Source organism: Streptomyces sp. FXJ1.172 (assembly GCF_001636945.3).
Classification (GTDB): domain Bacteria; phylum Actinomycetota; class Actinomycetes; order Streptomycetales; family Streptomycetaceae; genus Streptomyces.
The window spans coordinates 8,269,862-8,292,579 of the sequence record NZ_CP119133.2 but is presented as its reverse complement, the minus strand read 5'-3'; the positions used below and the strand labels follow the sequence as shown (position 1 = coordinate 8,292,579).

The 22,718-nt window shown below is 72.3% G+C and carries 21 protein-coding genes; 12 read left to right on the top strand and 9 right to left on the bottom strand.

What is annotated here, in order from left to right:
* Nucleotides 1-114: 114 nt before the first annotated feature.
* The 5 genes from A6P39_RS37455 (at nt 115) to A6P39_RS37435 (ending at nt 6,175) form a co-directional block, all read left to right on the top strand.
* Nucleotides 115-1,155: a tetratricopeptide repeat protein gene (locus A6P39_RS37455; protein WP_067042228.1), complete on the top strand. Its 1,041-nt coding sequence runs from the start codon at nt 115-117 to the stop codon at nt 1,153-1,155.
* Complete coding sequence (locus tag A6P39_RS37450; protein ID WP_067042231.1) at nt 1,152-2,171, top strand: polyprenyl synthetase family protein; 1,020 nt, start codon at nt 1,152-1,154, stop codon at nt 2,169-2,171. The genes A6P39_RS37455 and A6P39_RS37450 overlap by 4 nt, the downstream gene beginning before the upstream one ends.
* Before the next feature lie 103 nt (nt 2,172-2,274).
* Entirely contained in the window at nt 2,275-3,243 is a 969-nt protein-coding gene (locus A6P39_RS37445) for a threonine/serine dehydratase (protein WP_067042233.1), read from the top strand.
* Nucleotides 3,244-3,365: 122 nt separating this feature from the next.
* Nucleotides 3,366-4,940 (top strand): serine/threonine-protein kinase, encoded by a 1,575-nt coding sequence (locus A6P39_RS37440; protein ID WP_067042235.1) that lies wholly within the window; start codon nt 3,366-3,368, stop codon nt 4,938-4,940.
* A 185-nt stretch (nt 4,941-5,125) separates the two neighbouring features.
* The gene (locus A6P39_RS37435) at nt 5,126-6,175 is read left to right on the top strand and encodes a hypothetical protein (RefSeq protein ID WP_067042239.1); all 1,050 of its coding nucleotides are present in this window, start codon (nt 5,126-5,128) and stop codon (nt 6,173-6,175) included.
* A 42-nt stretch (nt 6,176-6,217) separates the two neighbouring features.
* On the opposite strand, the gene A6P39_RS37430 is transcribed toward A6P39_RS37435, so the two are convergent.
* Nucleotides 6,218-6,763, bottom strand: coding sequence for a DUF6328 family protein (locus tag A6P39_RS37430; protein WP_234378794.1), 546 nt, complete (start codon nt 6,761-6,763; stop codon nt 6,218-6,220).
* A 52-nt stretch (nt 6,764-6,815) separates the two neighbouring features.
* Entirely contained in the window at nt 6,816-7,799 is a 984-nt protein-coding gene (locus A6P39_RS37425) for an aldo/keto reductase (RefSeq protein WP_067042242.1), read from the bottom strand.
* A gap of 162 nt (nt 7,800-7,961) precedes the next feature.
* On the opposite strand from A6P39_RS37425, the gene A6P39_RS37420 reads away from it, so the two are divergent.
* Nucleotides 7,962-9,698 carry a cholesterol oxidase substrate-binding domain-containing protein gene (locus A6P39_RS37420; protein WP_443053018.1) on the top strand — a complete coding sequence of 579 codons (1,737 nt, stop codon included), beginning with the start codon at nt 7,962-7,964 and terminating at the stop codon, nt 9,696-9,698.
* Between the two features lie 158 nt (nt 9,699-9,856).
* Here the strand turns inward: A6P39_RS37420 and A6P39_RS37415 are convergent, their stop codons facing one another.
* The 4 genes from A6P39_RS37415 to A6P39_RS37400 all read right to left on the bottom strand — a co-directional run bounded on the left by A6P39_RS37415 (nt 9,857) and on the right by A6P39_RS37400 (nt 14,145).
* Complete coding sequence (locus tag A6P39_RS37415) at nt 9,857-10,453, bottom strand: TetR/AcrR family transcriptional regulator (RefSeq protein WP_067042248.1); 597 nt, start codon at nt 10,451-10,453, stop codon at nt 9,857-9,859.
* Nucleotides 10,450-11,943 (bottom strand): MFS transporter, encoded by a 1,494-nt coding sequence (locus A6P39_RS37410; RefSeq protein WP_067042251.1) that lies wholly within the window; start codon nt 11,941-11,943, stop codon nt 10,450-10,452. Before A6P39_RS37410 ends, A6P39_RS37415 begins: the two co-directional genes overlap by 4 nt.
* 105 nt (nt 11,944-12,048) lie before the next feature.
* A complete protein-coding gene (locus A6P39_RS37405; protein ID WP_199840735.1) occupies nt 12,049-12,870 on the bottom strand; it encodes a lipase family protein in 822 nt (273 codons plus the stop codon).
* Nucleotides 12,871-12,945: 75 nt separating this feature from the next.
* Entirely contained in the window at nt 12,946-14,145 is a 1,200-nt protein-coding gene (locus A6P39_RS37400; protein ID WP_067042254.1) for an FAD-dependent monooxygenase, read from the bottom strand.
* Between the two features lie 335 nt (nt 14,146-14,480).
* On the opposite strand from A6P39_RS37400, the gene melC1 reads away from it, so the two are divergent.
* On the top strand, nt 14,481-14,870 hold the full coding sequence (gene melC1 / locus A6P39_RS37395; protein ID WP_067042257.1) for an apotyrosinase chaperone MelC1: 390 nt from the start codon (nt 14,481-14,483) through the stop codon (nt 14,868-14,870).
* Nucleotides 14,871-14,905: 35 nt separating this feature from the next.
* Entirely contained in the window at nt 14,906-15,727 is an 822-nt protein-coding gene (melC2, locus tag A6P39_RS37390) for a tyrosinase MelC2 (RefSeq protein WP_067042259.1), read from the top strand.
* Nucleotides 15,728-15,796: 69 nt separating this feature from the next.
* Here melC2 and A6P39_RS37385 read toward each other — a convergent pair whose 3' ends face one another.
* Complete coding sequence (locus A6P39_RS37385) at nt 15,797-16,516, bottom strand: ribonuclease H family protein (RefSeq protein WP_067042261.1); 720 nt, start codon at nt 16,514-16,516, stop codon at nt 15,797-15,799.
* Between the two features lie 66 nt (nt 16,517-16,582).
* The gene (locus A6P39_RS37380) at nt 16,583-17,377 is read right to left on the bottom strand and encodes a VOC family protein (protein ID WP_067042264.1); all 795 of its coding nucleotides are present in this window, start codon (nt 17,375-17,377) and stop codon (nt 16,583-16,585) included.
* Nucleotides 17,378-17,783: 406 nt separating this feature from the next.
* Here A6P39_RS37380 and A6P39_RS37375 point away from each other — a divergent pair, with 406 nt between their 5' ends.
* The 4 genes from A6P39_RS37375 (at nt 17,784) to A6P39_RS37360 (ending at nt 22,197) form a co-directional block, all read left to right on the top strand.
* Complete coding sequence (locus tag A6P39_RS37375) at nt 17,784-19,226, top strand: family 2B encapsulin nanocompartment shell protein (RefSeq protein ID WP_067042267.1); 1,443 nt, start codon at nt 17,784-17,786, stop codon at nt 19,224-19,226.
* A 16-nt stretch (nt 19,227-19,242) separates the two neighbouring features.
* Nucleotides 19,243-20,295: a family 2 encapsulin nanocompartment cargo protein terpene cyclase gene (locus tag A6P39_RS37370; protein WP_067042271.1), complete on the top strand. Its 1,053-nt coding sequence runs from the start codon at nt 19,243-19,245 to the stop codon at nt 20,293-20,295.
* Between the two features lie 49 nt (nt 20,296-20,344).
* A complete protein-coding gene (locus A6P39_RS37365; protein WP_067042274.1) occupies nt 20,345-21,229 on the top strand; it encodes a geranyl diphosphate 2-C-methyltransferase in 885 nt (294 codons plus the stop codon).
* 65 nt (nt 21,230-21,294) lie between these two features.
* Entirely contained in the window at nt 21,295-22,197 is a 903-nt protein-coding gene (locus tag A6P39_RS37360) for an aminoglycoside phosphotransferase family protein (RefSeq protein WP_067042277.1), read from the top strand.
* A 27-nt stretch (nt 22,198-22,224) separates the two neighbouring features.
* Here the strand turns inward: A6P39_RS37360 and A6P39_RS37355 are convergent, their stop codons facing one another.
* Entirely contained in the window at nt 22,225-22,707 is a 483-nt protein-coding gene (locus A6P39_RS37355; protein WP_067042312.1) for a VOC family protein, read from the bottom strand.
* Nucleotides 22,708-22,718 lie beyond the last annotated feature (11 nt).

Below are 22,718 nucleotides of genomic sequence, written 5' to 3'. Positions count from 1 at the left end.
GCCGTACCGACGTCTTGATCGGCAACAGACCGATGCGCCCCGGTCCCTTGGCCGGGGCGCTGTCCCGACCCGCTATACACGACATGTATACACGTCGTGTATAGAAAGGTGCGTATGTACGGCAAGGCTTTCGCCCCGGAATACCAGGGCGCCCTGACCACCCTGTCCGTGAACTCCTCACTGGTCGACGTGCTGGCCGAGGGCACCGATCGGCTGCGCGAGGCCGAGCGGTCCGGGCAGCACGCCGAGGCGGCCCGCTGCGGGCTCGCCGTCGCCGAGGCACAGCGGCGGCTCGGCCGCATCGAGGAGGCGGACCGGGCCTGGAAGGCGAGTTACCGTGCCGCCCGCGACGCCGGTGACACCGGCGCGATGGCGTGGGCGCTGTGGAGCGGCGGCACCCTCGCCCGGCAGCGCGGAGCGTTCCCGCTGGCCTGGCGGCTGCTCGCGCTCGCGGCCGAACTCGGCGAGCGTGGCGGGGACATCGTCGTCCGCGGCTACTCGCTGGCCGGCCTCGCGGAGACCGGCCGGATCCAGGGCGACTACGCCGCGGTCGGCCGGCTGCACGAGCAGCTGCTCGCCGAGGCCCGCAGGCGCGGGGAGGCCCGGCACACGGTGTGGGCGCTGGAGGGCATCGCGCAGATGCACCGCAACACCGGCGACCACGACCGGGCGTACGCGCTGTTCGAGGAGGCCGCGGAGATAGCCGAGCGGGCCGAGGACCGGCGCGGGCACGCCTGGGCGCTGCGCGGCCTCGCCGACATCCTCTCGGTGCGCGACAAGGACACCGAGGGGGCGCTGGAGCTGCTCTCCAGGGCGGAGGCCGGCTGCCGGGAGATGAACCTGACGAGCGCACTCGCCTACAACCACAAGATGCGCGGCAACGTCCTCTACCGCGCCGGGCGTTACACCGAGGCGCGGGATCTGTACGAGCTGGCGCTGGAGGAGTTCCGCACGATGAGCGAGCCGCGCGGCGAGGCACTGGCCCGGCTGGGCCTGGCCAAGTCGCGGGCCAGGCTCGGCCAGGACCGTGCCGAGACCGCGGCCGAACTCGCCGATCTGGCACAGATATTGGAGCGCAGCGGGCTGAAGCACGCACGGGAGATGGTGGCCCGGGCGCAGGAGGAGTTCGGCCTGGACGCGGAGGTCACCCGATGACCACGGTGCAGGCCCCGCCGTCCGCCGCCGAAGTTCTCGCCCGCTGCCGGAAGTTGGTGCGTCCGGCGCTCGAGGAGGCGGTGGCGGGGCTGCATCCGTGGCTGGCCGAGATGGCGGCCTACTCCTTCGGCTGGTGCGAGGTCGGCGGCGCGCCCGCCGCCGCGCCGGGCGGCAAGGGCGTACGGCAGGCACTCGCGGTACTCGGCGCGCAGGCGGCGGGCACCGACGGCCGGGCCGGTGTACCGGCGGCGGTCGCGGTGGAACTGGTGCACGCCTTCTCGCTGTTGCACGACGACATCATGGACGGCGACGGCACCCGGCGGCGGCGCCCGGCCGTGTGGCGGGCCTACGGCACCGGGCCGGCCGTGCTGGCCGGGGACGCCCTGTTCGCCCTCGCGGTGCAGACCCTCGCCGGCGCGGCACGCGATGCCGGCACGATACGGCTGCTGTCGGCGGCCCTCGCCGATCTGGTGCGCGGGCAGTCCGACGACCTGCTGTTCGCCACCCGGCCCCACACCGGCCCGCAGCGGGTGACCCCCGCGCAGTACCTGGCGATGGCGGAGGGCAAGACCGGCGCGCTGCTGGGCTGCGCCGCCGCGCTGGGCGCCGCGCTCGGCGGGGCGCCCGAGGCCACGGTGACCGCGCTGGAGCGGGCCGGACGCCGGCTGGGCATCGCCTTTCAGCTGGTCGACGACGTGCTGGGCATCTGGGGCGACCCGGCCGTCACCGGCAAGCCCGCGGGCGGCGATCTGCGCGAGGGCAAGAAGACGTTCCCGGTGCTGGCCGCGCTCGCCTCCCCCGTGGCCCGCCGGCTGCCCGAACTGCTCGGCCGTCCGGAACGGGCCGAGGAGGCGGCCGCGCTGATCGAGGCGGCGGGGGGCCGTGAGGCCGCGCTGGCCGAGGCCCGTACGCACACGGCCGCGGCCCGCGCGCTCCTCGCGGACGCGACCCTGGCCGCCCCGGCGGCGGCGGATCTGCTCGCGCTGCTGGACTTCCTGGTGGGCCGCGAGCTGTGAGGGTCATGGGAGCCACTGCAAAACGACGTTGACCTCGGCAGTCCGTGCGGGTCAGGGTGCCAGAGGCGCGGTTCCCACCCCCGCGCCGGGAGGATGAGACACCTTGATCGGCATCACGGACATCGAAGCCGCCGCGGAACGGATCGCCGGACACGTCGTACGGACGCCGACCGTAGCGAGCCCGGGCCTGACCGCGCTGCTCGGCGTGCCCGTCACCGCCAAGCTCGAACTGCTCCAGCGCACCGGATCGTTCAAGGCGCGCGGGGCGACGGCCAAGCTGCTGTCGCTGAGCGAGGCCGAGCGGGCGGCGGGCGTGGTCGCGGTCAGCGGCGGCAATCACGGCATCGCCCTCGCGGTGATGGCGGCGGCCCTCGATGTGAAGGCGACCGTGGTGATGCCCCGCACCGCACCGGCGCGCTCCCTCGAACTGGCCGGGGAGGCCGGGGCGTCGGTGCGGCTGACCGACGGCATGGACAGTGCCTTCGAACTGGTGCTCAGGCTGCGGGACGAGGGGCTGACCCTGGTCCATCCGTTCGACGATCCGGTCGTCATCGCCGGACAGGGCACCGTGGGGCTGGAGTTCGCCGAGGACGTCGAGGAGAGCGCGGCACCGACGGACGTGCTCGTCAGCATCGGCGGCGGAGGCCTGATCGCCGGCGTGGCGGTCGCGCTGCGCGCCCGGTGGCCGGAGGTACGGGTGTGGGGCGTGGAGACGGCGGGCGCCGAGGCCATGTCGGCCGCGCTGGAGGCGGGCGGCCCACTGCAGGTGCCGGTCTCCTCGCTCGTCACCACGCTGAGCGCGCCCTCCGTGTCCCAGCTGACGTACGACCATGTGTCCGCGCTGGTCGAGGGGGTGCTGGTGGTCCCGGACCGGGACGCCGTGCGGGGCTCGCTGGACCTCGCCGAGCACGCCAAGGTGTGGGCCGAGCCGGCCGCGGGCTGTCTGCTGCCGGCGGCCCGGCAGGTGCTGGCCCGGGTCGGCGACGGCGCCCGGGTGGGGCTCGTGGTGTGCGGCGGCAACACGACACCCCGCGAACTGACCGGCTGGGCCGACCGGTTCGGGCTGATCTGAGCGTAGAGGGGGCGCGTTCCGGAATCCCCGGAAAAAGGGGGGCGCATCCGGGATTCCTTTGAACGCACCCCCGCGCGCCCCGCGTACCCCTGGGAGACACGAAACAGGGGTTCCAGCGAGGGATGACCATGGTCAAGGCGCACGTCTCCGTACACGAGTTGGTCGCCGGACGGTACCGGCTCCTGGAGGTCTTCGCCCACGAGACGAACCGCCTGTGGTGGTACGCCGAGGACGTGACGGCGCAGCAGCCCAGGCTGGTGGCGCAGACCACCTTGCCGGAGCCCTCCGCCGAGGACACCGTGCGGCGTGTGACGGCCCGGGTCGTCCGCACCTCGGAGACCATGCGGCTGCTGCGCCCCGGCCAGGTCGCCGCCGTCGTGGACGCCGTGGTGGAGGCCGGCGCGCTGTGGACGGTCACCGAGTGGATCGACGGCACCCCGCTGTGCGAACTCCTCGACCGGGAGGGCTCGTTCAACGCGGTGCGCGCGGCCCGGATCGGCCTGGACCTGCTCGATGTGCTCCAGGCCGCGCACGACGAGGGCATCACCCATGGCGAGCTGAGCCCCGGCCAGGTCTTCGTCCCCGACGGCGGCCCGGTCGTCGTCACCGGGTTCGGGCTGGCCGGGGCGACGCTGGTGCCGCGGCTCACGGCACCCTCGTACGCGTCGCCGGAGCAGGCCCGCGACGAGCGCATCGGGCCGGCCGCCGATCTGTGGGCGCTGGGCGCGCTGCTGTACACGATGGTGGAGGGCCGGCCCCCGTTCCGGGACCGCGGCCGGCCCGAGGCCACCTTGAAGGCCGTGGACCGGCTGCCGCTGCGCACGCCGCTGCGCGCGGGCCCGCTCACCCAGGCCGTGCAGGGGCTGCTACGCAAGAACTCGCGGGAACGGCTGACCCGGCCCGTGGTCCGCGCGGCCCTGACCCGGGCCCTGGACGAGGACGCCGACGCCGACCGGCAGCCGGCCCCCGTGCCCCGGCTGCGCCGCGCGTACCCGAGCCTGCGGCCCGCCGGGCAGGAGCACGGCAGGCGGGCGGCGATCGCCGGCACCGCACTGGCCGTGGTCGTCATCGCCGCCGCGGTCCTGGCCGCGACCCACCAGCTGCCGGGCACCGGCACCGCACACGCACCGACCCGGCCCGCCTCCTCGGCCGCCCCGGCCGGCCCGCCCGCCGCGACCCGCACTCCCACGCCGACCGCCTCGGCGACGGCCCCGGCCGCGCTGCCCGCCGGGTATCGCCGCTACAACGCCCCGGAGGGCTTCTCCGTGGCCCTGCCGGACGGCTGGAAGCGGCTCACCACGTCACGGGTCACGGACGCCTACCGCATCACCTTCGGCGCGGGCGGCGCCTCGCCCACGCTCGCCGTCACCTACAGCGAGCGCGTGGGCCCGGACCCGGTCGCCGTCTGGCACGAGGACGTCGAACCGGTCCTGGAACGGCTCCCGGGCTACCAGCGCGTCGGCTCCGTACGGGCCACCACGTACCAGGGCCACCGGGCCGCCGACCTGGAGTGGCTGGCGGGCACCGGCACCGCCCGGGTGCACACGTTCGGGCGCGGCTTCCTGCTGGGCGGTCACCGGGGGTTCTCGCTGCGCTTCACCACCCCGGCCGCGGCCTGGAACGAGGCGGCCGACCGGCTGGCGCTGAAGACCTTCCTGGCCACGTTCCGTACGCCGGAGAACCGGCCGGGCAGCTGAGCCGCGGGCCCTCGCCCGTCACGGTGTCGCCGGACCGGGGGCGGGCGCACCCCGGCTCGTTCACGGCGGCCGCGCGGGATCCGTCCGCCCCGCGCCGTCCCTCGGTCCCGATAGGCTTTCCGGTCTGTGCCCGGCCCCGGACACAGTCGCTCGATCCCCTTGATCATCCCGCAGGAGAGTCATCCGTGACCCTGGTCATCGACCCGTCCGAGACGGCCGGGACGGCCGCCCCGGCCACGCCGCCGCTGTCCGACCTGGTGGCGCGCGACGCCCGTGAGTTCGGCGTCTACGCGCGCACCGGAGGCTGGGCCTTCGCGCTGCTGGTGGCGCGCAGCGTGCGGCCGGGCGGGCAGGCCGCCGGTGAGACGCCGAAGGTGTCGGCGAAGGAGTTCGCACAGCTGGCCGAGTGCTCCCCGGAGCGGGTCATGCGCTACTACAAGGCCTGGGACCGGGCCGCCGACGACGGGCTCGTCCCGCACTTCGAGGCCCTCGAACCGGGCCAGGGCGTCGAACTGCCGGACGCGGACGTGTGGTTGGGCTACTACGTCTCCCGCAACAGCGCCACCTCCGAGCGCGGCACCGCGATCGCCGAGGCCGCCGAGGCGGAGGGCATCCGCCCCACCAAGGCACTGGAGGTCGCCGAGAACCCGACCGCCCTGCGTGCCGCGATCCTCGCCGACCCCGCCACCGCCCGCGCGGCCCGCGCCGCCCTGCTGGACCGGGTCCGGGAGGACCCCGAGCTGCAGGCCGAGCTGGCGCGTGACGTCGTACGCACCGACGATCTGAAGAAGGCCGTCGCGACCGAGAGCCGGGCCGCCGACCGGATCGGATACGTCCGCCAGATCGCCGAGTCCGGGCAGATCAAGACGCCCGCCGGACAGACCGTCGAGGCGCCCGCCGAGCTGCGCGAGGAGGCCGAACGGCATCTGTCGCTGATCGACGAGCTGGAGGACGGCGAGGACAGCGGCGAGTGGGCCACCGAGGCCTACGACGCCATGAAGTCGCTCGTGGTCGAGGCGGTGGAGGCCGACCCCGAACTGCGCGTGCAGGAGCGGCGGACCAAGTTCTACAGCAGTCTGCACAAGGCCACCAAGGCGTTCGAGGAGCTGACCTTCGACGACGCTCAGGACTTCTACGAGGACGACATGGTCCAGCGTCTGGAGGAACTCCAGCAGGCCATCGGCAGCTGCCTGACCGCACTGCGCGGGGCGCGCGGGGAGCAGCCGCGGGGCTGAGCGTGCGCCGTGTCTGGACGCGCTCGGCGTCACCTGCTTCGCCTAGCCCTGCCCCCGGTCGTCGCCGCCGGTGTCCCTGCGCGGCGGCGCGGCCGGGGCGGCCGGGGGGATCGTATGGCGGCGCCGGATCCACAGCGGCAGGAGGTACCAGCACAGCAGGTACCAGGCGACGACGGCCGCGACGAGCCAGGACACCGCGGTGCTGTGCGTGGCGACCCGGAGGATCAGCAGCAGCGCCGAGGCCATCGTGGCGAGCAGGAGGAGCAGGCCGGTGAAGGTCATCCAGGAGGCGATCCGCACCGCCTGGGGCTTGACCATGCGGCCGGAGACCAGACGGTGCAGTGACACCGGTCCGATGAGGGCACCGGTCGCGGAGGCGCCCAGGACGACGGTGACGACGTAGATGACCCGATCGCTGCCGGGGAGGGTGGCGTACTTCTGCTGGAAGACGACGGTCAGCAGGAAGCCGAACAGGATCTGCACGCCCGTCTGGGCGACCCGGACCTCCTGGATGAGTTCACCCCACATCCGGTCGGCCCGCTCCTCCTCGCTCTCGTCGCGCCCCCTGCGCCGTCCTTCCTCCGTCATGCGGTGCCTGTAACCGCCCGGCGCTTGGTTCAAACGGTGGCCGCCCGGACGGCTACCAGCGCTGCTCGACCTGGTCCTTGATCCGGCGCTCGTACAGCCTACGGACGGCGGTGACGGTCTCCTCGGTCAGCGGCGGCAGCTTGGCCGCGGCCGCGTTGGCCCGGGCCTGCTCCGGGGTGCGGGCCCCGGGAATGACCGTCGTGACGCCGTCCTGCTCGATGATCCAGCGCAGCGCCAGCTGAGCCGGCGTGTACCCCTCGGGGGCGAGCGCGGCGAACTCGGCGGCGGCCTCGACCCCGGTCCCGTAGTCGACGCCGGAGAAGGTCTCGCCCTGGTCGAAGGCCTCGCCGTGCCGGTTGAAGGTGCGGTGGTCGTCGGCCGCGAACACGGTGTCCTTGGTGTACTTCCCGGACAGCAGGCCGGAGGCGAGCGGCACGCGCGCGATGATGCCGACTCCGGCCGCGCGGGCGGCGGGCAGCACCTCGTACAGGGGCTTCATCCGGAACGGGTTGAGGATGATCTGCACGCTCGCCACGTTCGGCCGCTCGATCGCGGTCAGCGCCTCGGCGCAGGTCTCCACACTCACCCCGTACGCGGCGATCCGCTCCTCCTCGACGAGCGTGTCCAGCGCGTCGTAGACCGCGCCGGAGGAATAGACGGGGGTCGGCGGGCAGTGCAACTGGACCAGGTCGATGCGGTCGACGCCGAGGTTGCGGCGCGAGCGGTCGTTCCAGGCGCGGAAGTTGTCCAGGACGTAGTTCCCGGGGATCTGCTCGGCCCGGCGGCCCATCTTGGTGGCCACCAGCACATGCAGATCGGGCCGTCCGCGCAGGAAGGTGGCGATGGTCTCCTCGCTGCGTCCGTCGCCGTACACGTCGGCCGTGTCGAAGAAGGTGACCCCCGCCTCGGCCGCCGTCTCGAGGACGGACAGGGCCTCCTTGTCGTCCACGTCGCCCCAGTCGGCGCCCAGCTGCCAGGTGCCGAGACCGACCACCGAGGCCCACTGGCCCGACCTGCCGAATTCGCGTTCGTCCATGGCGCCAGTGTGTCACCCGGCACGGTTCACGCGGAACGGGCCGCTCCGGCGGGCCGGCTGTGCACCAGATGCACGTCATTCACCCACACGGGTGATATGGCCGGACGAAAGCGCGGGGCGCAAGGGGCGCGCGCCTACCGTGAACGTGCGATCGATCGTTCCATGGACACCCCAGACAACTCCTGTTCCATGTATGACAGTTATGACAGTTCGGACAACGTCAGCCGTCGCGGCGTGCTGCGCACCGCCGCCGCGCTGGCCGCCGTACCCGTCCTGCCGGCAGCCGGCCCGGCGGTGGCCGCGGCCGGACTCCCCGGGTTTCCAGCCGAGGTGACGCCCTACCGCTCGGTGTACCGCAACTGGGCGGGCGAGATCACCGCCGAGGGCATGTGGGCCTGTGCGCCGAGCGGTCCGGAGCAGGTGCTCGCCGTGGTGAACTGGGCCCGGCGCAGCGGATGGCGGGTCCGCCCGCGGGGCCGCTCCCACGGCTGGTCACCGCTGACGATCACCGAGGGGACGACGGCGGACACCCGGACCCTGCTGGTCGACACCGCGGGCGGTCTGACCGGTCTGGCCCTGGAGTCCGGCTCGGCGGTGCGCGCCGGCACCGGGGTGACCCTGGAGGCCCTGCTCACCTTCCTGGAGGGACACGGGCTGGGCCTGACCGCCACGCCCGCGCCCGGGGACCTGACGCTGGGCGGCGCCCTGGCGATCGACGCGCACGGCACCGCCGTACCGGCCGAGGGGGAACGCCCGCCGCCCGGAACGGCGTTCGGCTCGCTCAGCAATCGCGTGCTGGAGCTGACGGCGGTGGTGTGGGACGCGGACAGCGGGGCGTACGTCCTGCGCACGTTCCGCCGTGCGGAGGCGGACTGTGCCGCGCTGCTGACCCACCTCGGGCGGGCCTTCGTCACCGAGGTGGTGCTGCGGGTCGGCCCGGATTGCAACCTGCGCTGTGTCAGCCGCACCGACGTTCCGGCCCGGGAGCTGTTCGCGGCGCCCGGCTCGGGCGGGCGCACCCTGGAGAGCTTTCTGCGCCGCTCGGGCCGCCTCGAGGCGATCTGGTTCGCCTTCACCGAGTTCCCGTGGCTGAAGGAGTGGAGTGTCGCGCCGCAGCGGCCGCCCGGTTCACGGCACGTCACCTCGCCGTACAACTACCCCTTCTCCGACAGCGTGCCGACGCTCGTGGCCGACCTGGTGGGCAGGCTGGTGGCGGGCGCGGGCTGGTATCTGGCGCCGGAGGTGGGCAACGCGCAGCTCACGGTGGCCAGGCTGGGACTGGCGGCAACGGACTCGGCCGACCTGTGGGGACCGTCGAAGAACACGCTGCTGTATCTGCGGCCGACCACGCTGCGGGTGACGGCGAACGGGTACGCGGTGCTCACCTCGCGGGCCGCGGTGCAACGGGTGGTGCACGAATTCACCAGCTTTTACCGGGAGTTGCTCGACGCGTACGCCGCGCGGGGCCGCTTCCCGGTCAACGGGTCGGTGGAGATCCGGATGACCGGCCTGGACGATCCGGCCGACGCCGGCGTGCCCGGTGCCGAGGCCCCGCTGCTGTCGGCGGTGCGGCCGAGCGCTGAGCATCCCGACTGGGACACCGCGGTGTGGCTGGACGTCCTCACCCTGCCCGGCACACCGTACGCCGAGGAGTTCCTGCGCGAGCTGGAGCGGTTCCTGCTCGGCCGCTACGACGGCCGGTACGCCCTCGCCCGCGCGGAGTGGTCCAAGGGCTGGGCGTACACGGACGATTCGGCCTGGGCCGACCCCGAGGTGCTCGGCACGGCCGTGCCCGGCACCTTCGGCCGTCAGGTGTGGACGCGGGCGGTCACCACCCTCGACCGCCTCGACCCGCACCGGGTCTTCGGGAACGGCTTCCTGGACCGCCTCCTGCGCTGACATCGACGCGCTTGCCGACCACCGCGAGGACGCGTTCGTGGCCCGGCTGCCCTGCCCGGCCCAGGGCACGCGGGTGACGGTCCTGTACGACGAGCCGCGCGTCCTGGTCGTCGCGCCGCCCGGTGTCGAGCCGGCCCGGGCCGGACGAGGAGCCCTGATCAGCCGGCCGGGGTCAACTGGGCCTGTACGAGCGGCCCGTAGCGGTCGGCGACGGCGTCGACGTCGGACCGGCGCAGGTGCGGTCCGCGGGCGATGCCGTACATCACGCCGAGGCCGACGAGAGCGGCGACGGCGAGTTCGGCGCGCAGGCCCGGGTCGGGGCCGGTGAGCCGGGCGGCGAGGCGTTCGGTCACCTGGGCGCGGAAGTTGGCGCGCAGGATCTCGCCGTGGTCCGCGTGCAGCGGGGCGAAGGCGATGCGCAGCAGCGGGTCGGCGCCGCGGTCGCGCTGGCTGGCCAGGACGTGCCGGGCCATGTGCCGGCCGAGGCCGGGCAGCGGCGCGTCCAGCAGGGCGTCGGCGTCCGTGTCGAAGGACATGACGCGGGCGAACAGGGCGTCCTTGTTGCCGAAGTACTTCAGGATCAACGGCGGGCTGACACCGGCCCGTTCGGCGACCGCCTTCAGGGTGATGTCGGCGTGGGCCTGCCGGGCCAGGAGATGGCGGGCGGCCTTGAGGATGGCGGCCTTGGTGACCTCGGCGTCACGGCGGCCCGGGGCGTGACTGTCCGGCCTGGTCGGGGTGTTCACGGTGCTCATGCTCCCTCCAGCGCCTCGTCGCGCGCACCGCGGGCGGCGCCCGGGGCCCGGCGGGTGCCCTGCGTGGGGCCGTCGCCGGGGATCGTCAGGGCGGCCGCGCAGGCGGCGAGGGCGACGGCGCCCGCCATCGCGAACGCGAGCAGATAGCCGTGCAGGGTCGGGACGGGGACGCCGCCGACCGGGCTGCTGTGGCGCACCAGGACGGCGGCGACGGCGGCGCTGGAGACGGCCTGGCCGATGGTGCGCATGAGGACGTTGACACCGTTGGCAGAGGCGGTCTGGCCCGCCGGGACCGCGCGCAGGATCAGCGTCGGCAGCGCGGAGTAGGCAAGGGTCGTGCCGGTCGACACCACCGTGGCGCCGACGATGATCATCCACAGGTCGCGGCTGTCGGCGATGCGCACGGTGTAGCCGCAGGCGATGACGGCGGCGCCCAGGGCGAGCGTGATCCGCGGGCCGCGCGCGGCGGAGATCCGGGCCGACAGCGGTGAGAGCAGCAGCATGGTCACGCCGCCGGGCAGCAGGCACAGGCCGGTGGCGACGATCGACAGGCCGAGGCCGTAGTCGGTGGCCTTGGGCGCCTGTACCAGCTGTGCGGTGACCAGGGAGTTGGCGTAGAAGGCGAACCCGGTCAGCAGGGCGGCCACATGCGACAGGCCCACCCGTGGCCGGCTCACCAGCTTCAGGTCCACCAGCGGCCGTTCGGTGCGCAGTTGCTGCCACCACCACAGGGCGAGTACGACGGCCGCCGCGAGGAACAGCCCGGTGATCCGTGCGCTGCCCCAGCCCCAGGTGCCGCCCTGGGAGACGCCCAGCAGCAGGCACACCAGCCCGGCGGCGAGCCCCAGCGCGCCGACCACGTCGAACCGGCCGGGTTCGCGCAGCGGCGACTCCTTCACCGCCCACCAGGTGGCCACGACGCCCACCGCGCCGAGGGCGCTGGTGAGCCAGAACATCGTGTGCCAGTCGGCGTACTGGACGACGAGCGCGGCGAGCGGCAGCCCGAGCGCGGCGCCGGTGCCGACCGTGGAACTCATCAGCGCCACCGCCGAACCCCGGCGCTCCGGCGGGAGTTCGTCGCGCAGGATGCTGATCGACAGCGGGACGACGCAGGCGGCGGCGCCCTGGAGTGCGCGGGCGGCGATGAGCACGCCGATGTCCGAGGTCAGGGCGCACATCACCGAGCCGACGGTCATCAGCGCGAGCGCGGCCGTGAGGACCCGCTTCTTGCCGTACATGTCGCCGGCCCGGCCGAGCACCGGGGTGAGCACGGCGCCGGAGAGCAGGGTCGCGGTGACCGTCCAGGAGACGGCCGCGGCGGAGGCGCCGGTGAGCCGGGGCAGGTCCGGCAGCAGGGGAACGACGACGGTCTGCATGACCGCCATGAGGATGCCGCCCGACGCCAGCACCGGGATGGTGAGCCGGTCCCGCAGTGCGGGTGCCGGGGCCGGGCTGCCGGGCGGCTGGGATATCGGGGCGGGCTGGTCCATCTGCACTCCCGGGGACAGGGTGAGGACACGGTGAATAACAATTCACCCTATCGAGTGAAGGCCGTTTCTCCGTAGGCTTTTACCCGCATTCCGGCCCCGCTCCGGTCAGCCCAGATTCCTCTCCAAGGCTGTCAGGTAGTTGTGCATGAAGTGGTCGCGGATTCCGTCGGAGGCGGGCGCGAAGACGTCGGCGGTCAGCCCCATGGCCCGGTCGGTGAGCGCGGAGAACATCGGCATGCTGTCGTGCAGCTTGCCCTTGGAGTCGATGTAGCGCAGCGCCCGGACATGGGTGAAGACGGGCTCGGGCGGCAACTGGGGCACGATGTCGTTGTTGTTGACGAAGCGGTACGTACGGCCGCCGAGCCCCTGGTGGAACGCCTCGGCGAGGGCCGCGTCGCAGGTGCGCGGCTGGCCGAAGGTGTAGATTCCGTCCGCCGCGAGGTGCGGGTGCTCCAGGTACATCCGGGCACCGGCGAGCATGGCGAGGGCGCCGCCCAGGCTGTGCCCGGTGAAGTACAGCGTCTGTCCGTTCGTGCGCAGGCCCTCGAGTGCGGCGGCGACGTCCTCGTACACCGAGCGCAGGGCTTCGGCGAAGCCGTGGTGGACGTGTCCGCTGCCGCCGGGGCCGGCGACGGGTGGGGTCGTGGCGTCGGTGAGCCAGTCCTTGATCCTGGTGGGTTCGGTGCCGCGGAACGCCGTCACGATCATCCGGTCACCGGCCATGGTGTAGGCCTGGGTGTCCTGCAGCGGGAACGGCGGGGTGAACCGTGTCTCGTGGTGCCGCACCTGGCCGAAGCCCCACCCGGCGGCCTGGTCCTCGATGACGGAACGGTCCTTGTAGGCCAGGTCGGCCGCGCAGGCCAGCCAGTAGGCGCGTTGCACGCTGTAGCCGGAGGAGGTCTGGTCGAACGTGACGGGCACGGCCATGGACGGGACTCCTTGTGCGGGGGGATGGGTGGGGGCAGCGCTTCGAGGGGGCGCGTGGCAGGTCCGGCGGAGCGCTCAGCGGCGGGCCGTGGACCGGGCATGCAGGGCGCGCGCCGCCCGCGGGCCGAGCCACCGCTTGAGGCGGCGCAGCACCTCCAGCTGCCCGGCCGCCTTGTCGAGGCCGTAGTACAGCTGCGGCGGGACGTACGGCAGCAGCGGGGAGTGGCGCTGGCCGAGCAGGGCGAACATCCGGTGCGGGGGCAGGTCGATGTAGCGGGGCAGGTTCTCGTACCAGCGGGCGCTGTAGCGGGCGGCGCTCTGCGCGGACAGCAGCTCGGACGTGCGGCGGCGCTCGTAGGCGGCGAGCGCCTCGGGCAGGTCGGCGTGGGTGCGCAGGGCACCGGCGAGGCACATGGCGTCCTCCAGGGCGAGGGAGGTGCCGGCGCCGATGGAGTAGTGGGTGGTGTGGGCCGCGTCGCCGAGCAGCACCACGTTGCCGTGCCGCCAGCTGCGGTTGGTGAGGGTGCGGAAGTTCAGCCAGCCGGCGCCGGGCCGGGCGATGAGCCGGTGGCCGTCGAGGACGTCCGCGAAGAGCTTTTCGAGCAGCACGAGTCCCTCCGCCTCGTCCGCCCGGTCCAGGCCGAGGCCGGTGAAGGTCCCCGGGGAACACTCCACGACGCAGGTGCTGTGCTCGCCGCTGTAGCCGTAGCCGTAGGCCCAGATCCAGCCGTGCGGGGTCTCGGTGAAGGCGAAGGTGAAGGCGTCGAAGACCCGGGTGGTGCCGAGCCAGATGTAGTGGTTGCGGCCCGCGGCGATCTCGGTGCCGAAGGCCTCGGCATGCCGGGTGCGCAGGGTGCTGTGCACTCCGTCGGCCGCGACGACGAGATCGGCGCCCGCGGGCGGCTCGGTCAGCTCGCTCTCGAACTCCAGCCGCACACCGAGCGCGCGGGCCCGCTCGGCGAGCAGCTCGAGCAGCCGGTGCCGGCCGATGCCGAAGCCCTCGTCACCGCGGTGACGGGTCGTCAGATCGCGGACGTGGGCGACACCGTCGCTCCAGCGGACGGACGCGTCCTCGATCGCCCACGCCGAGTCGGGGTCGTGTTCCTGGAGCCGGTCGAGCAGGCCGCGCCAGTACGTCACACCCCAGCCGTATGTCGAGCCCTCCGGGTTGCGCTCATGGACGGTGATGTCGTGGGACGGGTCCTGCCGCTTGAGCAGGATGGCGAGATACAGGCCCGCGGGCCCGCCGCCGGCGCAGACGACCTTCACGCACACACCCCTGTCAGTCACTGAACGTGTTCGGACGGGACCGCAGGGTAGCAGGGTGGCCGGGCCTCGCTATCGCGTCAGTCTGGCGTGGTGAGCAGCACCACTCGGACAGACGGAACCCGAGAAGGATCACCGGAAAGGCGGCCGGCGGGGCAAGGAATTCCTCGTTCCGGAGTGGATCGACCGTTCGCCACAGCAAGATCAACTTCGTTCAATCCTGTACGACATGTGGTTAATTGTCCGGATCACGGCCAACCGGCTCCGGGGGATTTCTCCCGCTCCCGGGGCCCTCGATAGGCATGCGTCGACACCACCGTAGGCACCCCTCCAGGAGGACCCGCATGCCCGACATCAGCCGTCGCCGCGCGCTCACCGCGGCGGCAGCCCTGGCCGCGACGGCCACCGCCGCCACCGTCGTCGCGCCCGCCGCCACGGCCGCGGACCACGAGCACCCCATGCCGATGCCGCAGCCCCCGGGGCACTTCGACGAGGTCTACAAGGGCCGCCGGATACAGGGCCGTCCGATGAGCGGCGGGGGCCACCACCACGAACACGGCGGCGGATTCGAGGTGTTGGTCGACGGTGTCCAGCTGCACGTGATGCGGAACGCCGACGGCACCTGGATCAGCGTCGTCAGCCACTACGCCCCGGTGGCCACCCCGCGCGCCGCGGCCCGGGCCGCGGTGGACGAGCTGCAGGGCGCCCCGCTGCTGCCCTTCCCCGCCAACTGACCGCCCCCGCAAGGACTTTCGGAGCAACGCGCATCATGACCGTACGCAAGAACCAGGCCACCTTGACCGTCGACGAGAAGAAGCGGTTCGTCGACGCCGTCCTCGAACTCAAGCGCAGCGGACGCTACGACGACTTCGTCCGCACGCACAACGAGTTCATCATGTCGGACACCGACACCGGCGAGCGGACCGGACACCGCTCCCCGTCGTTCCTGCCCTGGCACCGCAGATTCCTGCTCGACTTCGAACAGGCGCTGCAGTCGGTGGACTCCTCGGTCGCCCTGCCGTACTGGGACTGGAGCACCGACCGCACCCTGCGCGCCTCCCTGTGGGCACCGGACTTCCTCGGCGGCACCGGGCGCAGCTCCGACGGCCGGGTGATGGACGGTCCCTTCGCCGCGTCGGCCGGCAACTGGCCGATGAACGTGCGGGTGGACGGGCGTACGTTCCTGCGCCGTTCGCTCGGCACGGGCGTGCGCGAGCTGCCCACGCGCGCGGAGGTGGAGTCGGTGCTGTCCATATCGACGTACGACATGGAGCCGTACAACAGCGCCGCGGACGGTTTCCGCAACAACCTGGAGGGCTGGCGCGGAGTCAATCTGCACAACCGGGTCCATGTCTGGGTCGGCGGGCAGATGGGGACCGGCGTCTCCCCCAACGACCCGGTGTTCTGGCTGCACCACGCCTACGTCGACAAGCTGTGGGCCGAGTGGCAGAGCCGGCACCCGGACGCGGGGTATGTGCCGACGGGCGGCACCGCGGACGTCGTGGACCTGAACGAGACCATGAAGCCGTGGAACGACGTGCGCCCGGCGGACCTGCTGGACCACACGAAGTTCTACACCTTCGACAGCTGAGGGCAGCCGGGGCCGCCCGGGGACGGCCGGCGGCAGCCGGGGACGTCGGGGACGTCCGGTGACGGCTGATCAGGCCTCGGCCGTACGGCAGTCCGGGTGGCCCCAGCCCTGCGCGTTCTTGGCGATGGACTCGCCCGCCGCGTAGGAGCGGCCGCACAGGCAGCGGCCGGGGAACTTGGCCTTGATGGTGCGAGACGACGAGGACACGGCGGACACCGCGGAGGCCGCCCCGCCGCCGGTGCGGCGGGGCGCCTTCTTGCGCGGGGCCGCCGCCTTCGGGGTGTCGGGCGAGGGCGGCGGCTCCGGGGAGCCGAGCGCGCTGCCGGCCGTCTCCTGCACCGAGGCCGCCTGGCTGGCCGCGCGGTCGGCGAAGTCGTTCAGCGGGTCGCCGTCGACCTGGTGGGCCGGGACGTAGCGGAACTGAACCGACCGGCCGTCGAGCAGTTCGTCGATGCGCACGACCAGGTCCTGGTTGGCGACCGGCTTGCCGGCGGCGGTCTTCCAGCCGTTGCGCTTCCAGCCGGGCAGCCAGGTGGTGACCGCCTTCATCGCGTACTGGGAGTCCATGCGGATCTCCAGCGGCACATCCGGCTCGATCGCGGTGAGCAGGCGTTCCAGGGCGGTGAGTTCGGCGACGTTGTTCGTGGCCCGGCCGAGCGGGCCCGCCTCCCAGCGGGCGGGCGTCCGCTCGTCGTCGGAGACCACCCACGCCCATCCGGCCGGTCCGGGGTTTCCCTTCGAAGCCCCGTCGCACGCGGCCACCACACGTTCACGCATGCGCACGATCATGCCATGGCCGCAGGGCCGGCCGTGTCCGGCGTCCGGCCGCGGGCGGCCGGTGACCCGCCCCTGACCTCACACGTCCCTGACCGACGGCATCTCCCCCTCGGTGGTCGTGATGTCGATCACCGAGAAGTTCGCGCCCTGCGGGTCGCTGAGGGCCGCGAACCGGCCGAAGGGGCTGCTCATCGGCCCGAAGCGCAGGACACCGCCGAGCTTGACGGCACGCTCCACCGCCTGGTCGCAGTCGTCGACGGTGAAGTAGACGTTGATGTACGACGGCACCTCGGGCGGGAAGTCGTCCGTCATCTTCATCCGGCCGAGGACGGTGTTCTCGGCCACGTCGAAGAGCCGGAAGTCGACGGCGTGGTCCTCCATCTGCTTCATGCGGTAGGGGAAGACGGCACAGAGGAAGGTGTCGGCCTTCTCCGGTTCACGCGTGAAGACCTCGGCCCAGCAGTAGGCGCCCGGGGTCCCGGTCGCCTCGAATCCCTCGTGGGTACCGGCCTGCCAGACGCCGAACACGGCTCCGCTGGGCTCCCGGGCCAGGCACATGGTGCCGAAGTCGCCGACCTTCATCGGTTCCATCAGGATCTCGCCGCCGTTGTCGCGGACCTTCCGCGCGGTGGCGGCGGCGTCCGGCGAGGCGAAGTACAGGCACCACTGCGACTGCCCCTCCTGGCCGGGCATGGGCGGGACGACCGCTGCCACCGCCTTGCCGCCCACATGGGCCTGGGTGTAGTTGCCGTACTCCGGCGACGACTCGCCGAAGGTCCAGCCGAGGACGTCGCCGTAGAACCGTTTGGCTCCCTCGACGTCACTGAACATCGCATCAGCCCAACAGGGCGTTCCCTCGGGTTGCACGGCCATGCTCACGGCCCTCCTGATGTCCTTATGTCAAGACGTGTCCAGACAGCTCGCGCTTGCCTCCCCGCTGCTCACGCTAGCCATCCCGCCGTCGGCACGCGCGCCGAGCGGCCGGGGCCGGAGCCAGGGACACCTTCGATTACAAGATGTGACTCCTCGGCCACTCCAAGTCATTCCGGAGAGTGAAGGGCGGGCATGAAACCACCGCAACGAGGTGTGGTGCAGCGTACGGAAAGCCGCGCTCGGCTTGTTTGACACAAACCATGGGTTTGCACAACCGACGCATGAATCCGCCCCCTTTCACGCCTTTCCCCGTGATCATCCGGCCTGTTTGGCTGGTCCGGCGCAGCACCACCACGCACATCACCGACCGATCCAGTCACCCCCGTTCCGCCCTGCTGGAGGGAAAGTGTCCACACCGGACAGCGCCACCGGTTCCGCCGTCGAAGAGCCCGCCCACGCGCCCGAAGCCGAAAGGCCGCTCACCAGCCTCGGCACCCAGGCGGCACGCCAGCTGACCACGACCACCAAATCCGAACCGCAGATGCAGGCCATCACCTCCAGGTGGCTGCTGAAGACCCTGCCGTGGGTGGACGTCAGGGGCGGCACCTACCGGGTCAACCGCCGCCTGCAGCTGCGTACCGGACGCGGCCGGGTGCACTTCGAGCACAACGGCGCCGACGACATCCGGGTCATTCCGCACACGCTGACCGAGCTGCCGATCCTGCGCGGCTACTCCGATCTCGACGTCCTGCAGGAGATCGCCGGGCGCTTCCAGCCCCGCGAGGTGCGCGCCGGCCAGGTGCTGTTCGAGGCCGGCCAGCCCGTGACGGAGGCGTACCTGGTCGTCCACGGCCGGTTCACCCGCTACGCCAACGGCAAGTACGGCGACCAGGAGGTGATCGGGGTCGTCGCGGCCGGCGATCAGATGGGCGACGAGGCGGTCGGCCAGTCCGACCCGCTGTGGCTGTCCTCGGTGCGGGCCGACACCGCCGGCGTGGTCCTCGCCCTGCCCTGGGCGGTCGTCCAGGAGGTCACCGCTCGGGTTCCGTCCCTCGCCGCGCATCTGCAGACGTATGTCGAGCAGCAGCGCAAGCCCATGAACCGCAAGGGCGAGGCCGAGGTCCCGTTGCAGGCCGGCCATGTCGGCGAGCCGACGCTGCCGGGCGGCTTCGTGGACTACGAACTCGCCCCGCGCGAGTACGAGTTGTCCCTCACCCAGACCGTGCTGCGGGTGCACACCCGGGTCGCCGATCTCTACAACGACCCCATGGACCAGACCCAGCAGCAGCTGCGGCTGACCGTCGAGGAGATCCGCGAGCGCCAGGAGTGGGAGCTGGTCAACAACCGCGAGTTCGGGCTCCTGCACAACGTCGACTACAGCCAGCGGATCAGCACCTTCACCGGCCCGCCGACCCCGGACGACATGGACGAGCTGCTGTCCATGCGGCGCAAGACCAAGGTCTTCCTCGCCCATCCGAAGGCGATCGCGGCGTTCTTCCGGCAGTGCAACCGGCGCGGTCTGGTGCCCGGAACCGCGAGCGTCGACGGGCACGAGGTACCGGCGTGGCGCGGAGTGCCGATCTATCCGTGCAGCAAGATCCCGATCACCGACGACCACACCACCAGCATCCTCGCGCTGCGCACCGGCGAGGCCGACCAGGGGGTCATCGGCCTCTACCAGACCGGCATCCCGGAGGAGTTCCAGCCGGGCCTGAACGTCCGCTTCATGGGCATCAACGAGCAGGCCGTCATCAACTACCTGGTCACCGCCTACTACTCCATGGCCATCCTCGTCCCGGACGCGGCGGGGATCCTGGAGAACGTGCAGCTCGGCCGGACCGCCGACTGACGGCCTGGAGCACGCCATGAGCACACCCACGACCGCCTACACGCTGCCCGGACCACCGAACCTCGCCCAGGCCCTGCGCCCGGCCCGGCGCACCGGAGTGATCCCCGCTCTGCACCACCGGCCCGCCGTGCCCGCCGACCCGGACAAGGCCGCCGAGATCGACCGCCGGCTGGAGACCTGGGCCCGGGAACTGGATCTGTTCCCCGAGGCCTGGACGGGGGACTTCTCGGACTTCCAGTTCGGCCGTGCCGTCGTCCTGCAGCATCCGGGCGGGCTCGACCTGGACCGGCTGACCGCCGCCGGCAAGCTGCTGCTCGCCGAGAACATCGTGGACTCCTGCTACTGCGAGGAGGACGAGGGGCGGGGCGGATCGCGGCGCGGCCTCGGTGGCCCGCTGATCATCGCCCAGTCGGCGCTCGACCCCTTCCACGGCGTCCCGGAGCTGGAGGCGGAGTGGCAGGAGGGCCTCCAGGCCGACGGCCCGCTGCGCTCGTACCGCTCCGCCCTCGAGGACTTCGCCACCTTCGCCACGCCCAGCCAGACCGACCGGTTCGTGCACGACATGGCCCGGCTGCACATGGGCTATCTCGGCGAGGCCGCCTGGATGGAGACCCGGTACACGCCCCGGGTCTGGGAGTACCTGGTGATGCGGCAGTTCAACAACTTCCGGCCCTGTCTGTCGCTGGTCGACGCCGTGGACGGCTACGAACTGCCCGAGCAGGTCTACGCCCGCCCGGAGATCCAGCGGATCACCGCCCTGGCCTGCAACGCCACCACGATCGTGAACGACCTGTACTCCTTCACCAAGGAGCTGGCGAGCGACCCGGACCACCTCAATCTGCCGCAGGTGGTCGCGGCCAACGACCGGCGAGGGCTCAAGGCGGCCTATCTGAAGTCCGTCGGGATCCACAACCGGATCATGGAGGCCTTCGAGGAGGAGTCGGCCGCCCTGTCCGCCACCTCACCCCTGATCGCGCGCTACGCCGAGGGCCTGGCCGCCTGGGTCGCGGGCAACCACGAGTGGCACGCCACCAACACCAACCGCTACCACCTGCCCGACTACTGGTAATTCCCGAGCCCGACCGAAACACCGTCAGACGCACTTCGAGGAGTCACTGTTGACCACCGCCCCTGTCGCCCGGAAGACCACCACGTCAGCCCCGGTGCCGACCCAGTCCAGGTACCAGAACCGCGTCGCGGACTACTGGAACGCCGAGGAAAACCCGGTCAACCTCGAACTCGGAAAGATCGACGATCTGTACCACCATCACTACGGGATCGGGGAGGCCGACCGGTCGGTGCTCGACGAGCCCGACCCGGAGCTGCGCAAGAAGCGGATCACCGGCGAGCTGCACCGGCTGGAGCACGCCCAGGCCGAACTGCTGGCGAGCCACCTCGGCCCGCTCACGCCCGCCGACCGGGTCTTCGACGCCGGCTGCGGCCGGGGCGGCGGCAGCATCGTGGCGAACCTGCGCTACGGCTGCCACGCCGACGGCGTCACCATCTCCGCCAAGCAGGCCGACTTCGCCAATGAGATGGCCCGCAAGCGGGACGTCGGCGACAAGGTGCGCTACCACCACCGGAACATGCTGGACACCGGTTTCGAGTCGGGTGCGTACGCGGCCTCGTGGAACAACGAGTCCACGATGTACGTCGAGCTGGAGCTGCTGTTCGCCGAGCACGCCCGGCTGCTGCGCCGCGGCGGACGCTACGTGACGGTCACCGGCTGCTACAACGACACCTACGGCCGGGCCTCGCGCGAGGTGTCGCTGATCAACGCGCACTACATCTGCGACATCCACCCGAGGTCGGAGTACTTCCGCGCGATGGCCAGGAACCGGCTCGTGCCGGTCCATGTGGAGGACCTGACCGAGGCGACGATTCCGTACTGGGAACTACGCAAGGAGGCCGACCACTTGGTGACGGGGATCGAGGACGCCTTCCTCACCGCGTACAAGAACGGCAGCTTCCAGTACCTGCTGATCGTGGCCGACCGGATCTGAGCCGGGCCGCGATCCGCTGAAATCCGGTCGACAGCGTGGGCGCCGGGGCGGTGGGATGGCCTTCGATGAATGCCGTCACCCCACCGCCGCGTATGCACGCGGACGAGATGCACCTCGACGCCCCGCTGGTCGGCCGGCTGGTCGCCCGCCGCTTTCCGCGCTGGGCCGGCCTGCCGGTAAGCCCGCTCGCGTCGTCCGGCACCGAGAACGCCATGTTCCGGCTGGGCTCCGACCTGGTGGTACGGCTGCCTCGGCGGCCCGGTGCCGTACCGGACGTGATACACGAGCAGCGCTGGCTGCCCCGGCTCGGGCCGCTGCTGCCGGTGGCCGTGCCCGAGCCGCTCGGGACCGGCGAGCCCGACGACGCATTCCCCTGGCCGTGGTCCGTGTACGGCTGGCTGGAGGGGACCAATCCGGTGGCGGGGTCCGTCCGGGGTCCGCGGCGGCTCGCCGCGGACCTCGGCGCGTTCGTCCGCGCCCTGCGCCGGATCGACCCGCAGGGCGGCCCGCCGGGCCACCGCGCCGGTCCGCTCCAGGACCGGGACGAGCCGACCCGCGCCGCCATCGCCGAACTGGGCGGTCGGATCGACACCGACGCGGTCACCGCCCGCTGGGAGCGGGCCCTGGACGCCCCGGCCCCCACGGGTCCCGCCGTATGGGCCCATGGGGACCTCTCCCCCGGCAATGTGCTGGTCGACGACGGCCGGCTGAGCGCCGTGATCGACTTCGGCTGTGCCGGCGTCGGCGATCCGGCCGTGGATCTGATCATCGCCTGGAACCTGCTGCCGGCGACCGCCCGGGGCGCCTTCCGCGAGGCGGTCGGCGCCGACGACGCCGAGTGGGCGCGCGGGCGGGGCTGGGCCCTGTCGATCTCGCTGATCCAGCTGCCGTACTACTGGGACACCAACCCGGCGCTGGCGGAGAACTCCCGGCATGTCATCGCCGAGATCCTCACCGAGGACGGGTGAGGGGCCCCGGCGAGGGCGTCCGGGCCGCTACTCGCCCGCGTACGCCTTCTCCAGCTCGGCCACGTCCAGCTTGCCCATGCCCATCATGGCCTTGAAGGCGCGGGCGGTCCCGTCCTGGTCGGGACCGTGCAGCATCTCGGGCAGCCGGCCGTAGACGATCTGCCAGGAGACGCCGTAGCGGTCCTTGAGCCAGCCGCAGGGGCCGGCCTCGCCGCCGTGCTCGGTGAGCCTGGTCCAGTAGTGGTCGATCTCCTCCTGGTCGGAACAGACGACCTGGAAGGAGATCGCCTCGTTGAAGGTGAACTGGGGGCCGCCGTTGAGCGCGACGAACTTCTGGCCGTTGGCCGTGAACTCGACGGTCAGCACGGAGCCGGCCTCACCGGGCCCGGATTCGGGGTAGCGGCTCACGCGGCCGACGCTGGAGTCCTTGAAGACCGACACGTAGAAGTCGGCGGCCTCCTCGGCCTGGCCGTCGAACCAGAGACAGGTGATGAAGCCGTTGGTGGTCATGGGTACCTCCT